At 68.6% G+C, this 12,810-nt stretch carries 15 protein-coding genes and 3 pseudogenes; 5 read left to right on the top strand and 13 right to left on the bottom strand.

Going from position 1 to position 12,810, the window contains the following annotated elements; all coding sequences use genetic code 11:
- Positions 1 to 76: 76 nt before the first annotated feature.
- From OG580_RS00435 to OG580_RS00420, 4 genes are read right to left on the bottom strand one after another with little or no spacing between them, the layout of a single operon-like run.
- Positions 77 to 730, bottom strand: a complete 654-nt coding sequence (locus OG580_RS00435) for a histidine phosphatase family protein (protein ID WP_267041616.1) — start codon at positions 728 to 730, stop codon at positions 77 to 79.
- Positions 731 to 743: 13 nt separating this feature from the next.
- Positions 744 to 2,441, bottom strand: coding sequence for a GMC family oxidoreductase (locus OG580_RS00430; RefSeq protein WP_267041615.1), 1,698 nt, complete (start codon positions 2,439 to 2,441; stop codon positions 744 to 746).
- 14 nt (positions 2,442 to 2,455) lie between these two features.
- Complete coding sequence (locus OG580_RS00425; RefSeq protein WP_267041614.1) at positions 2,456 to 2,854, bottom strand: sugar dehydrogenase complex small subunit; 399 nt, start codon at positions 2,852 to 2,854, stop codon at positions 2,456 to 2,458.
- 14 nt (positions 2,855 to 2,868) lie between these two features.
- On the bottom strand, positions 2,869 to 3,747 hold the full coding sequence (locus OG580_RS00420; RefSeq protein WP_267041613.1) for a thermonuclease family protein: 879 nt from the start codon (positions 3,745 to 3,747) through the stop codon (positions 2,869 to 2,871).
- 214 nt (positions 3,748 to 3,961) lie between these two features.
- Here OG580_RS00420 and OG580_RS00415 point away from each other — a divergent pair.
- Positions 3,962 to 4,057 (top strand): annotated as a pseudogene (locus OG580_RS00415) (IS5/IS1182 family transposase); the annotation flags it as partial.
- Between the two features lie 52 nt (positions 4,058 to 4,109).
- Here OG580_RS00415 and OG580_RS00410 read toward each other — a convergent pair.
- On the bottom strand, positions 4,110 to 4,544 hold the full coding sequence (locus OG580_RS00410) for a hypothetical protein (protein WP_267041612.1): 435 nt from the start codon (positions 4,542 to 4,544) through the stop codon (positions 4,110 to 4,112).
- A gap of 349 nt (positions 4,545 to 4,893) precedes the next feature.
- A complete protein-coding gene (locus tag OG580_RS00405; RefSeq protein ID WP_267041611.1) occupies positions 4,894 to 5,334 on the bottom strand; it encodes a hypothetical protein in 441 nt (146 codons plus the stop codon).
- A 268-nt stretch (positions 5,335 to 5,602) separates the two neighbouring features.
- Here OG580_RS00405 and OG580_RS36245 point away from each other — a divergent pair.
- From OG580_RS36245 to OG580_RS00395, 3 genes and pseudogenes are all read left to right on the top strand, one after another.
- Positions 5,603 to 5,899: pseudogene (locus OG580_RS36245) on the top strand (SSI family serine proteinase inhibitor); the annotation flags it as partial.
- A 232-nt stretch (positions 5,900 to 6,131) separates the two neighbouring features.
- Positions 6,132 to 6,773, top strand: coding sequence for a hypothetical protein (locus tag OG580_RS00400; RefSeq protein WP_267041610.1), 642 nt, complete (start codon positions 6,132 to 6,134; stop codon positions 6,771 to 6,773).
- A 469-nt stretch (positions 6,774 to 7,242) separates the two neighbouring features.
- Positions 7,243 to 7,827, top strand: a complete 585-nt coding sequence (locus tag OG580_RS00395) for a 3'-5' exonuclease (RefSeq protein WP_267041609.1) — start codon at positions 7,243 to 7,245, stop codon at positions 7,825 to 7,827.
- 252 nt (positions 7,828 to 8,079) lie between these two features.
- Here OG580_RS00395 and OG580_RS36240 read toward each other — a convergent pair.
- The 4 genes and pseudogenes from OG580_RS36240 to OG580_RS00380 form a co-directional block, all read right to left on the bottom strand.
- Positions 8,080 to 8,163 (bottom strand): annotated as a pseudogene (locus OG580_RS36240) (hypothetical protein); the annotation flags it as partial.
- A gap of 485 nt (positions 8,164 to 8,648) precedes the next feature.
- On the bottom strand, positions 8,649 to 8,792 hold the full coding sequence (locus OG580_RS00390; protein ID WP_267041608.1) for a hypothetical protein: 144 nt from the start codon (positions 8,790 to 8,792) through the stop codon (positions 8,649 to 8,651).
- 29 nt (positions 8,793 to 8,821) lie between these two features.
- Entirely contained in the window at positions 8,822 to 9,382 is a 561-nt protein-coding gene (locus OG580_RS00385) for a GNAT family N-acetyltransferase (protein ID WP_267041607.1), read from the bottom strand.
- Between the two features lie 281 nt (positions 9,383 to 9,663).
- A complete protein-coding gene (locus OG580_RS00380; protein WP_267041606.1) occupies positions 9,664 to 9,981 on the bottom strand; it encodes a hypothetical protein in 318 nt (105 codons plus the stop codon).
- Positions 9,982 to 10,326: 345 nt separating this feature from the next.
- On the opposite strand from OG580_RS00380, the gene OG580_RS00375 reads away from it, so the two are divergent.
- Positions 10,327 to 10,539 (top strand): transposase, encoded by a 213-nt coding sequence (locus tag OG580_RS00375; RefSeq protein WP_323182538.1) that lies wholly within the window; start codon positions 10,327 to 10,329, stop codon positions 10,537 to 10,539.
- Here OG580_RS00375 and OG580_RS00370 read toward each other — a convergent pair.
- The 3 genes from OG580_RS00370 to OG580_RS00360 all read right to left on the bottom strand — a co-directional run bounded on the left by OG580_RS00370 (position 10,517) and on the right by OG580_RS00360 (position 12,464).
- Positions 10,517 to 10,711, bottom strand: a complete 195-nt coding sequence (locus tag OG580_RS00370) for a hypothetical protein (RefSeq protein WP_267041604.1) — start codon at positions 10,709 to 10,711, stop codon at positions 10,517 to 10,519. The genes OG580_RS00375 and OG580_RS00370 overlap by 23 nt on opposite strands.
- 9 nt (positions 10,712 to 10,720) lie before the next feature.
- The gene (locus OG580_RS00365; RefSeq protein WP_267041603.1) at positions 10,721 to 11,452 is read right to left on the bottom strand and encodes a transposase; all 732 of its coding nucleotides are present in this window, start codon (positions 11,450 to 11,452) and stop codon (positions 10,721 to 10,723) included.
- 178 nt (positions 11,453 to 11,630) lie between these two features.
- Positions 11,631 to 12,464 carry a thioredoxin domain-containing protein gene (locus tag OG580_RS00360; protein ID WP_267041602.1) on the bottom strand — a complete coding sequence of 278 codons (834 nt, stop codon included), beginning with the start codon at positions 12,462 to 12,464 and terminating at the stop codon, positions 11,631 to 11,633.
- Positions 12,465 to 12,810: the final 346 nt, after the last annotated feature.

Here is a 12,810-nt window from a genome sequence, read left to right as displayed (position 1 = left end):
GGCGATGCCCTCGCCAGCGCCAAGGGCATCTGAGAGCCTCGCTCAACGGCCCGTACCCGAACGTACAGGCGCTGCGTCAGGCGGGCTCGTTCAGGTGCGCGGTGACGTTGAGGGCGGCGAGAATCCAGCGGGTGTTGTGGTAGCCGTCCTGGCGTCGTTCGAAGCGGGTGAGGCCTGCGTGGGAGGTACCGAAGCCGATCGCCGGGCTCTGGCTGACCGGGATGCCGAGAAGGAGATGGCAGGCCGCATAGAGGGTTTCGCCGTGTGCGGCCAGCAGGATGTGCTGACCGTCGTGGCGTTCGAGGAGACCCGTGAGGTGGCGGGTGGCTCGGGCCAGATAGCTGTTCCAGGGTTCGGCGCCAGGCGCGTACGGGCGGTCCGGGTGGGTCTGCGGGGCTCCCTGGAAAGCTGCTTCGACCTCGCGCCAGAGCATGCCGTCCGCTTGGCCGTGCCGGGGGCCGTCGAGGCCCGGATCGGTCAGGAGGGGGAGGCTCAGGGCGGCCGAGAGGATCCGACCGCTCTCCTGGAGGCGTCGGCGGGGCCCCGCGTAGACGGCATCGATGCGGTCATCGGTGCTCTGCGCAGCGGCGATCCGGGCAGCCAGGCGTTCGGTCTGGTGCCGCCCGAGGTCGGTGAGTCCGGTGCAGGTCTTCGGTCCGCCGACGCGGCCTTCGACGTTGCACCGGGCTTGTCCGTGGCGGGCGATGGCCAGACGCGTGGTGACGGTCATGATCGATGTGCTGTCAAAGGCTTGCGGCGAGTTTGTCCGCCGTGCGGAGGGTAAGAGCGGCGAGCGTGAGGGTGGGGTTGGCGGTACTGCCGGTGGGGAAGACGGAGTTGCCGACGACCCAGAGGCCGGGGTGGGCGTGGGAGCGGCCGTCGGCGTCGACGACGGAGGTGGCTCGGTCGGTGCCCATGCGGGTGGTGCCCATGGGGTGTCCGGCTCCGTTGTACTTCAGGGTGGGCTGAAGTGGTTCGATCTCTTCCGCGCCGGCGGTGTCCTCCAGGTGCTGCCAGAGGCGGCGGGCGACCGAGTGCCCGTAGGCGAGGGCCCGCTTGGAGTAATCGTCGATCTTGAAGGCGATCTTGGGGCGGGGCACGTCGAGGCCGTCGCGCTGGTCGGAGAGGGTGACGCGGTTGGCGGAGTCGGGGAGCTGTTCGGTGGAGTAGCCGATGCGCGCCATGCGGGTGACGCGCTCGGCGAGCTTGTCCTTGAGGTCGTCGCCGTAGTGCTTGAGCGTCTTGCCGACGGGGTCCCACATCAGCTTGTCCAGGGCGGCGGCGGGTGATTCGAAGCGCCCCCAGCCGTCGTTGCCGATCGTCATGCGGAAGGCACCGGTGGTGCGGCGCCAGTCGCCGTCGCGGAAGGTCTCGATGCTGAGGGTGGACTGGGGCCCGCGGAAGGGGAAGACGGGCTGCCCGAACAGGCCGACGACCTCTTCGGCGAGGTGGTCCATGAGGTTGCGGCCCACCTGGTCGCTGCGGTTGTCCAGGCCGGAGATCAACCACAGCTTCGGGGTCTCGATGGCGTTGAGGGCCAGGACTACATGGGTGCCGTTGACCTGCTGCTCGGCCCGGTCGGTGGTGGTCCAGTCGCGGAAGGCCACGGTCGGCGAGGCGGTGCCTGGGCGCGGGATGAGGCGGGTGACGGTGCAGCCGGTCCGTACCTCTACGTCGAGTTCATCGCGTGCCTTGCGGACATGGATGGAGGCGTCGTACTTGGCACCCGAGGGGCACACCGGGATGCAGCTGGAGTTCCCCTGGCAGGCACTGCGGCCCTGATAGGTCTGGGAGTTGCGTGCCTGCGGGGTGGTGACCACCGTGACGGGGATCTCGTCGATCGGGTCGATGGTGGCGAGGGCGGCCCGCATGAGCTCGTCTCCGTAGCTGGCGACGATGCCGGGCATGGGGAAGTCGGTGCTGCGCGGAGTGAGGGCTGCCCATTCGTCGCGGTTGCCGGAGACCCCGAGTTCGTTCTCGGCCTGCGCGTAGAAGGGTTCGAGATCGTTGTAGGTCAGCGGCCAGTCGACGGCGACGCCGAAGCGGGTCTTCATCGCGAAGTCGCTGGGCAGGAAGCGGGGGCTGTTGCCGCGCCAGGCCCAGGTGCTGCCCCCGACCATGCGCTGGAAGCCGCTCTTGAACAGGTCGGGGCCGTTCTCCACGTAGTAGCGGTTCATGGCGACCGGGTCGCCGACCCCGTCGGAGGAGGGGGCGTAGCCGTCCTTGTTGTTGGGCAGAGCCGCGTACGGAGAGGGAACGTTCTTCGCGGCGGAGACCTGGTAGGCGTCGACGAACGCGGCCCGTTGATCGTCGTCGATCCCGTTGTCGCCGGCGTCGATGAGCAGGACGCGGGCCTGGGGCTTGGCTTCCTTGATCCGGCAGGCGCAGAGGGCGCCTGCCACGCCGGCACCGACGATGACGACGTCGTAGGCAGTGTCCATGGGGTGTCCTCGTCTTAGGGGTGCTGGGCCCAGTAGCCGTATCCGCCGGGCGTCGGTGCCGCGGAGAGCGGGTGTGCGCTGATCGCCTGCCACACCAGGGCGCCGCGGTAGCGGGCGGGGGTGTCGGGCCCTGCCTGGGTGTTGTCGGGCCGGGCGAACTGGGCGGTGTACCAGATCGCGAGCGTCTCGCGGGCGATGCGGGCGAGTTCGGGATCGGCGTTCACGGCGGCGAACAGCGCAGCCCCTGGGTCGGGCTGACCTGAGGTGGTGCGGTAGGTGTCGACCAGGCGGGTGAGCGAGGCCGGGTAATGGGCTTCGAGGCGGGTGCGATGTGCGTCCGCGGTGGCCTGGTCCAGTGGCGTTTCGCCGGTCAGGAGTTCGGACAGGGCGCGGAAGTCCGCGGCGTGGGTCATGGCGCGCTCCTCGTTCAGTTCTCGACGAATACGAGGTCCTCGGGCGGATGGGTCATCCGCACCTTGCTGTCGATGACGTCGACGACTTCGTCGAGGCCTGTCGTGTGGTGGCTGGTGGAGATGATCCAGAACTCGTCCGCGGCCTGGTCGAGGAAGGCCGGGAAGCCGGACAGGTCTGGGGCGTCGGGGTCGCCGAGGTACAGGTAGTCCACCAGCCGCCGGAACAGCTTGGGCAGGATCACGGCGTCGTCCTGGAGGGAGTCGATGCCGATGACGGTCGCGCCGTCCAGCGTGTCGTCGTCCTTCCACAGGCCCTTCTTGGGTACGGCCTCCTGTGCCTGGAGTACCGCGGCGGTCAACTCGTCGCGCAGGTCGGGGAAGAGGTTCGTGTAGTACGTCGGGTAGGCCAGGCCCTCCGCGAGCACGTGGTGATTGAACGTGGTGCGCAGCAGGGCCGCGTCGACGTGGATCTGTGTGCCGCTCGTGCCCGGGGGTGTGCCCTTGCCGACAAGGGCGATGCAACGCTTGTCGCGGGCCGCGCCGCGGGTGAGGATCCAGCCGGGTCGGGTCGTGGGAGTGGCCGCGGTGACGGTCTCGTCCTCAGTGCGCTCTACGGTGGTGAAGCCGAGCCAGTTCGTCAGCTCGTTCCGGGCCGCTCGGCCGTGGAGCCACGGCTGATGGACCTCAGGGTTGCCGTTGCGTGAGTAGTGGGTTTCCAGCGTGTCGATGGCGTCCAGCCGCAGCTTGGCCTTGCCGGACCCGTTGTGCTCGACCTTGTGGGGGCCGGGGACGAGGTTCCACTCCTCCTTCTTGTCCGGCTTGAAGTGGACGGTGTCCCCGTCCGACCGGCTTCCGATGAGGTGGTACGAACCCTTGATCAGCAACATGGGCATGACTATGCGACTCCCTGGCGGCGGGCACGAACACCGAACAAATCCTCACTCAGTGTCACATGATAGGGGTATCTTGTGCACAGAGAGTGAAGCCGCGCAAGGTGGCCGCTCGTTCAGCCCTTCTCGCCCCCGGCCCCTCACTCAGAGGCCACCATCAGGTACGGCACCCACCCCGCGAATTCACTGGCAGCCCCGGCCGCCTAGGAGTTGTCCGGCCGACGGAACCTGGCAACGCCTGCTCCAGCAGGTCCAGGCCGAGGCCGACGCGGCTGGCGAGATCGACGGGGACATCTCGGTGGACTCCACCATTCGTGAGGGCTCACCAGCCGTGCTAGCGGGTATGTCTGGCCATGGAGCACGGATCAGTCGCCGGTGAAGCCCCAGAAACACAGCTCTGTCGGGCGGCCCTCGGCGCCGTAGACGATCGTGCAGCAGCCGGAGCCACGATCGAGCGGCGGAAACCATCCGTCACCGGCCCGTTTCAGGGCCTGCTCGACAACCTCCCGCACGGGCTGCGCCGTCCCGAACAGTTCGACTGCTTCCGCCGCTTCGACCACCCTTACGTCGCCGGGCTCCTCCGTGTCCTCCTCGCAGCGGACCACGCGTTCGACGTCAAGCACCGAATGCGCTGGTTCCTCCTCCAGCCAACCGCTCGCCATCAGTACTGCCAGCGTCTCAACGCCCGCTTCCCGGTAGTACTCGGCATCGCGGGCGAAGACCGCCTCGCGAAGATCGTTCAGAGCGACTTGTTCACTCTGCTGGAAAGGCGTGAAGTACGACCATCTGCTCGCTCCCATGCCGGCGAACCCTACCGAGCACGTATGACAGGAGTACTTGGCATGCCGCATCGCGAGGTGATCGCCCGGACAGTTCCCGGACCCCCTGCCGTTTCCCCTGGTCAGGAGGCAGCGTCACCGCACCAGGATGCGCCGCATACCCGCGGGCCACGGAGGGGATCTTCATGAGCGACACCGGCTGGGGTACCGGACCGAGCGACATCGGCTGGGGCCTGGATGATCCCGGGTGGGGTGCGGCCGGCGACCCGATCTGGGACTGACCCGCCTTCCGGCCCCTGGAGGGGTGGCCCTCCGAAGGCAGTACGTCCCCGTCCTTCGAGGGCCACCCCACAACAGCTCACCGAGCCGGTCAGTGCCAGCCCGTGCAGGCCTTCAGCCGATCGCCCGCGTTCGCCGCGCACCCCCGGACCAGATAGCCCGGGCCGTCGTACTGCCAGCCCGTCGCCTTCTGCCGCGACGCCGCGTTCGGGTTGTCCGTACCGCCCTTCGGTACCCGCTTGAGGAACACCCTCTTCGCCGGCCCGCCGTTCTTCTTCACCTCCATCCAGACCGCGCCACCCTCCTCCACCATCCCGACCGCACGCGCGTGGTCGCGCCCCCGCATCGTCTGAATGTGCAGGTCCACCAGGGCCACGCCCCGCGCGGTAGCCGAGTAGCACTTCCGGTCGCCGTCCCAGCGCAGCTCCGCCGGACACGGTCGGTCCGCCGACGCCGAGACCGCCTGCCCTGCCGGGACCGCACCCACGAGTGCGGCGCCGAGAACTGCCAGGCTCAAGATCTTGATTCGCATGCCAGCCAACCCCCGCCGGAGCGAGGGCCGTCACGGGGCCATGCCCGCGATCACCCCACCGTGCGACAACGACCGCCCGCATGGACGAAGGGATTCGGCGCACGTGAGGCCTTGCCGAGCCCCGCTCGTGAAGTACGTCAGGCGAGCACCGGCCGGGCGCTGGTCGCGGTGAACTCCACCGTACGGAGAGCGTCCCATCAAGCAGAGCAGCCGCCCGGCGTGACCCCATCGAGCGAGGTGACCGCCGACCGAGAACACCCGGCTCCACCTCACCGCCGCCCGCACCGAGGGCGAAACCGAGGAGATCGGCAACGTCTGGCTCGACTGCCCCGCCTCCGACCGCCTCGCCCATCCGCACCGCAAGGAGGCTTGCGCCGCCCTCGCCGCCGTCGACGGCGACTTCGACCGCCTGAACGCCGAGCCGAACGCCACCTGCACTGCCGAGTACGCCCCCGTCACCCTGACGGCGCGCGGCACCTACCGCGGCCGCACCGTCGACTGGACCAAGTCTTACGGCAACAACTGCGGAGCGGTGCGTGACACCGAGGCGGTGTTCTACTTCTGACGGACGCCCAGGCCCGTACGCGGGTATGACGCCCGCACCCTGAACCGCGAGGCGGGCCCCGAGCCGAATGGTCCTCTGCTCCACGCACCGCCTCGTACTGGTTTTGTCGCGAGAACGGGTTCTGGCCCACCCCTTGTGGAGCGGCGACGCTCAGTGTTGTTGAACTACTCCGCGATGGTGATGTGCCACCACGACCGACGGTGTGTCGGTGGGCCAGCCGATAATGCCGGGCATGGCAGATCGCAGTCCGGTGCTCCGGATCATTACCTCGGCGGCGCGGGAGTCCCTGAAGCCGCTCGGCCTGGCCCAGCGCGGGCGGTCACGGCTGTGGGTTGATGATCACGGGTGGTGGCTCGGGGTGGTGGAGTTCACCCCGCCGCGGATTGCCGGCAGTGGTCTGAACGTCGGTGCGATGTGGCTGTGGCACGACGTGGACCACCTGGCCTTCCACGTGGACGCACTCCGGGTCGGCTCCGAGCTGTTTCGCACCGAGGAGCAGTTCACGGCGCTGGCACTCGAACTCAGTCGGCAGGCGGCCGCGAGCGTGACCGCGCTGAGGGAGAGGTTCCCGGCTCTGCCGGATGTCGCCCGATACCTGACGTCCAGGCCGGTGCGGCGGGGATTCCTCTGGGAGAGCTTCGACGCCGGGATCGCAGCCGCCCTGGTGGGGGACCCGGATACGGCCCGCGATCACTTCGAACGAGTCCTTCGCGAGGACGCACTGGTTCCGTGGATGGTCGATGCCCAGGAGAAAGCGCGTGAGCTTCACGGGATCGCGGCAGATCGCGACGCCGTGACCGCCTGGGTCACGCGGGCCGTCGACTCATGCCGGAGCAAGCTGGGCTTGGATCCTGTGCCGTTGGCGATCAGCTGAACGGACCCAATCGTCGAGCTACAGAGCTACAGAGCTGCGGGCAGGCAAGAAGGACTCGTTTTCGCAAGAGGCTGAACCCGGCCCGCCGTACATCTGGCGCTTGATCATTTTGATCCGGTTGACGTGGCCGCGGACTCCCGGGTGCCGCTGACCCATCGGGGACCGGAAGGCCTGAGCCGTCGGGTCCAGTACTTATTTGAGGCACGAGGCCTGCGTGTCCCCTCGCCCGGACGGACGACCCCACATGGACGTGTGGCTGGACCACGGGATACTCGCTGCGGAGATCGATCGCGCCCCGGCGTTTCACGATCGATGGCGTGGCATCGCCCTGCCAGCCCCCGCACATGTATGAGGGAGCCCGCGCATCCTGGGAGCTGACGCTTCCGACGCGGGTGAGGACGGAATGGAGCGTCGGGGCAGCCCCGAAAACCAGGTGCCCCAGCCGCGGCGCCTCCCTACGCTCCCCGCCATGGACAACACCTGGCCCGAGCACCTCGTCAACGTTGTGGACGTCGAAGCGACCTGCTGGGCTGGTTCCCAGCCGTCAGGCGCGGTGAGCGAGATCATTGAGATCGGACTGACCGTCATCGACCTGGACGCCGGTAAGCGCCTCGCCCGGCACCGAATCCTGGTGAGGCCCGTCCGGTCCACCGTCAGCGAGTTCTGCACGGAGCTGACCGGCCTCACCCCACACGAAGTCGATCAGGGAGTCAGCTTCGCCGAAGCGTGCCGGCTGCTGGCGACCGAGCACCGCGCAGGGACCCGGCCGTGGGTCAGTTGGGGCGACTACGACCGGCACCAGTTCACCCGGCAGTGCCGGGCCACACGGACGCCCTACCCCTTCGGCCGCCACCACGCCAACGCCAAGGCGGTCTTCACCGAGGCATACGGCCTGCGTAAACGCCCCGGCATGGCACAGGCGCTGGAGATGGCCGGACTGCGGCTTGAAGGCCGTCACCACCGGGGCGAGGACGACGCCTGGAACATCGCGGCCCTCGTGTTCCACCTGTCCGAACGGGGCGTCTGGCCGGCCACGGTCGAACACCCCGCCTGACGAACCCGCCTGGGCCGGCAGAACCACCCGATAGAAGCGGGTACGAGACCTTGTTGCAGGGACGTGAAACGCCTTCCTCGCAGACCCCGAGTACGGACCGCGCGTGCTGTCAGGAGTCGGCCCGGATGAGCAGGAGGTCGAGTTCCGGTGCGTCCGGGCCGGTCTTGTACGGGCCGGCGTACTGGTAGCCGAGCCGACGGTAGAGGTGCTGGGCGGGAGCGCCGGGCATCGCGAGCAGGGACACCCACGGGGGCGCATGGCGTCGAGGAGGCTCTGGTGGATGTGGGTGCCGATGCCGTGTCCCTGCCGGCCGGGGCGTACGGCGAGTTCGTAGATTCCGGCGAGGGCGGTGGTGGTGCGGGCGTCTTCGGGGGTGATGCGGGGGAGGAGGGCTTCGCCCTACCAGTAGGCGGGGGTGCAGCGGAAGCCGTAGCCGTAGCCGATGAGGTGGCCGTCGGCGTATGCGGCGATCAGGGTGAGGGAGTCGGGCATCAAGGGGGTCCTTCAGGCGGCTGGAACGGCGACACGGTAGGTGTCGAGGTAGTCGGCGACGGTACGGGTGCGCTGTGGGGCTGGAGGGTTCCGGCGACGTCGCGTTGGGAGCGTAGGAGCCTCTCGGAGCTTCGTACCGCTGACCGGCACCACCCTCGGCATGCGCGTCCAGGCCGGCGCCGCTGGGCTCGGCGAGCGCAACACCCGCGCGTACGACGGACGCGATGAGGACATCCCGGCGAACGTCGCCTTCAACACCACAACGGGGGGGGGGCACCGCAGGTGCCGCCCCCCGTTGTGGGCCGTCGAGCTGATGTCGGCCGGTGGTCCTACAGCTTGCCGTCGCTCACTGCGTCGAACGGGGTGGCGAACACCGACCGGGGCACGACCACGGTCAGCTGATCCTGGCGCTTGGAGACGCGCAGGCACGTCCACGTGCGGACCTGGGCGACCTCGACGCGAGTAATTGTCAAGAGTTGTGGATTGGGCCGGCCATTGATGTCTATCGGTGCTGCTCCCACTCGGTCCGGGTGAGTTCGTACTCGACTTCACCGTGCTCGGAGCCCTCGATCGCCTCCGGCCAGTCCCCGGTGAAGTTCCGGACGAAGGACAGGCCCGATTTCTCCATGACGCGACGGGAACGGGTGTTGACGGCCATGGTGTTTGCGGTGACCCGCTCGACCCCCAGTTCCGCGAACCCCCTGTGGACCAGGGCCCGGGACCCCTCGGTGGCATAGCCACGCCCCCATGCCGCCTGGTTCAACCGGTAACCGAGTTCGACCACGGCGGGGCTGTGCTCCTCCAACGGCCGGAACTCGAACCAGCCCAGGAAGGTGCCGGTGGGCTTCTCCTGCGCGGCCCAGTAGCCACGGGTCTTCCAGCACGGGTAGTCGTGCAGGAGCCGCGGGAGGGTCCTTGTCTCGATCGCCTCCCGGCTTGTGAGGCGGCCACCGTTGATGAAGCGCATGACCTCGGGGTCGTTGTCCAGGGCGAGCAGGTGGTCGATGTCGGTCGCCGTGAACGCGCGCAGCACGAGCCGGTCGGTCTCCAGGAAGTTGGGCATGCCGCGATCTTCACCACGGGCGGGCCGGGCCTGCCACTGGTTTTCTGACCGGGGGCAGGCGGTGGTGTTCATGCCGCGCGGACCTCGGATCGCTCGACCAGGAAGCCCCGCGCCCGGGCTGATGAGCCGCATGCGGTGAGGCGGATGACGACGCTCGGGTCGCTGCCGTACAGCCCGACCCAGCGGCGGTACGGGTCCAGCGCGGTGGCGTCGTCCGTCCACTCGCCGGTGGCGGCCGGGCCGCCCGACGCGAACCGGGGGCGTGACGACGTACGCGGCGGTCACGCTCCCTCAGCGGCCGCACCGAGCGCCCTGCGGAGCTGGTCGACGCCGGGTGCTCCGGCCAGGCCGTCGGGGGTGTGGCGGATCCGGCAGGCGAGCGACGGGATGGCGCCAGCCTCAGCGAACGGGTCGTGGCCGTTGACGAGGATCGTTGGAGGGCCGGTGAAGCTGGCCCGCTCGGCCTCGGCCTCGTCGGCGATCACGCGCGTGTTCAAGACGGAGGCGGTCAGGCTGGCGGCCTCGAGCGCCTGCCGTATCCGCTGCTCGGCGAGCTGCTGGTGGGGGCAATCGGGCACGACCAGGATCTCGATCTCCATACCTTCAGGATCGCGCGCCCCTGGCACCGCAAGGGCTCCTACCTGCGGTTTCTCTCTGATGTCCCGAGCGCCGGACGAAGTGTCGTCCTCCAGCTGCGGCCCGGCGGTTCCGGTGCCGGAACACCAAGTGCCCGCACCGGACGTTCGTGGAGCAGATACCCGGCCTGACCCGCAGGTATGGCCAGCGCACCGAGCGGCTGCGTTCCACCCTGGCCGCAGCCGGCCTCGCCCTGGCCGGCCGAGCGGGCATCCGCTCGGCTGCCGTGCTCGGCATGGCCACCAGCCGGAGTATAGTCCTGCGCCTGGTCGAGGCTCTGCCCGAACCGGAAGTGCCCGCGCCGCGGGGTGGTGGGCGTCGACGAGTACTCCGCCCGCAAGGGCCGCCACTACGGAACCGTCCTGGTGGACGTCGAAACCCGCCGTCCCATCGATCTCCTCCCTGATCGGGAAGCATTGAGCCTGGCAGCCTGGCTTGCCTTACGAGCTCGTGCATGGTTGGCGCCGGTGTGTTTTGAGGCGTGGTTCCGCTCGGTGTTCACATTCGCTGATCAGCCATGAGGATGGTGGTCTGCTGGTGAGACAGCAGCCAGGCGATGGCTTGGATGGTGTCGGTCATGTGCTCGCGGCGGTCGTGGTGGCGGGCGAGGGCTCGCCAGTTCTTCAGGTGCGCGATGCCGTGCTCGACGCGGATGCGGCGGGAGGAGTGAGCTTTGCGCTGGCGTTCGTGCATCTCCTCGTATCAGTCGGGGGCGTCCTTCTTGAACTTGCGGTGTGGCGGCGTCACGACTCGACCGCCGGTCTGGGCACCGAGCCCTTGATAGCCGGCATCGGCAAGGATTTCGACAACAAGCCCGTCCGCCAGGAGCTTGACCAGCCCTAACTGGCGGGCATGGGTGATGTCCGCACAACTGGCCGGCTGGGCCGGGCTGCAGAACAGCAGCCTTCCGTCGGCGTCCGTGACGACCATGGACTTCACCGCGTTCTGTTTGTTCTTGCCGGAGATGAACTTCTCCCGGTTTTTGCGTCCCGCGGCGGGTCTGCGGACCCGGATCTCGGTGCCGTCGATGATCCCGGTCTGCCCGCTCGCGCCGAGATAATCGACGACCTCGGCGAGACTATGGAGCCGGACGCCAGGCGAGATGGTGCAGCCTCTTTCGGAGAGCAGTGGCCGCACCTCACCGATTGCATGCGTGATGGTGGAATGGTCGACACCGAACCAGCAGGCCAGTACGTCATGGGTGGCGCCGTGGCGAAGGTGGACGAGCGTGGCCAGCAGCCGATCGACGAAGACCAGCTTGTGCTTCGCCCCGGCGTCCACCGCCCGGCGCCGTGGTCGCGACGCGCGCCCAGCCTGATGCCGCTCGTGCCACAACGGGCCGACCTCGGCAACGAGTTCAGCAATCACCTCAGGCGACAGCCCCGTGATCTGCCGACTCTGGATGATCAGTGCACGTGCCCGGTTCCCCACCATGCAGACCATGCTCAACGATCAGAGGTCCGACGCACCAGCGGCCAACCATGCACGAGCTCGTTACGAAACGCCGTAGGACAGCCCGCCGAAAGTTTCCGGAAAAGCCGCCAGGAACCGGGACCCGGCCAGCCGATCATGCGCATGCTCGCCGCTTTGGCACTGGCCGGGTCCGCCCGATTCAGGACTCGGCGGCTTCGGCCTCGGCCTCCGCCTTCTCCTTGAGGGGCTTGTACACCGCGTCCCACGTGGCCGGGCGCTTGTGGAGGTCTTCCACCAGGAGGCGGAACAGGCCCGCGTCGAAGTTGACCCAGTACAGTCCGCCGTCGATGTTGTGGCCGTTGACGACGATTGTGGGTGTGCCGGGGCCGATCGGATCGTCGCCGGTCTGCTGGTATGCCTGCTGGGAGGCGGTGACGAACGACCTGTACTTCATCGTCCTGACGGCCAGGTCGAAGGCCTCGTCGCGAAGCCCCGGAACCTTCCCGGCCAGCTTTTGCAGGCGCTCGGTGGTGAACCCGCCACTGCTCTCGACGGCAGCCTGGTTGGCGAAGAGCACCGCGTGGTACTCGACGAACTTGCCCTTCTCCAGCGCCGCGCGCAGCGCGTTCACGGCCCGCTTCGAGCCGTCGCCGCCGAGCCGGTCGTCCTTGAAGGAAGCGAAGGTGTACTCGGCCTTGATCTCCCCCGCGAGCAGCAGCTTCTGGAGTGCTTCGGCGCCCGTGCGCTCGTACTCCTCGACGACGGGGCAGCGCGGATCCTCATACACCTGCACCGTCGAGCGGGCCGAGGGATTCCCGACCACGATCGTCGTACCGTCCGCAGCCACTCCTTCAGGCAGCCGCTCGGCGGACGCATAGAGGGTCGTCTCGCTGCGTGCCGCCGGGCGGGCGTCGCCCGGCGACTGCGCCTTCGGTGTGACGTCCCCCGCCCGGGACCCGAGCGGTGCGCATCCTACGAAGGCTCCTATGAGGCCTACCATGATGGCCGCCCGGACCGTTCTGCTGATCTTCAATGGACTTTGATCCCTCCCCTGTGAACAGGCGGACTCTACGCATTCGGTAAGACAACCGCACCACAGATTTGGCGACGGCAGAGCATCGCTGAGCAGCCCGGCACGACGGCCGGACAGGCCCTCATGGCCGCCCGCCCCACCGACGCCGCCGACACAGCCCAGGCCATACGCCGGCCCGCGAGGCGAGCCGCGCGGTCCCGGCTCCGGGTGCACGTGGGCTGAAGGCGGACGGCCCCGAGTGCAGGGAGGCGGCCGCACGACACCGTCGCAGGACCCAGGACCTGACGGCGCGAGACGACACCGGGTACGCCCCTGTGGCCAGCATGAGTTCTCAACGATAGGGGGA

This window comes from Streptomyces sp. NBC_00094 (assembly GCF_026343125.1).
Classification (GTDB): Bacteria; Actinomycetota; Actinomycetes; order Streptomycetales; family Streptomycetaceae; genus Streptomyces.
The sequence above is the reverse complement of the archived record's forward strand: the minus strand, read 5'-3'. Positions and strand labels throughout refer to the sequence as shown.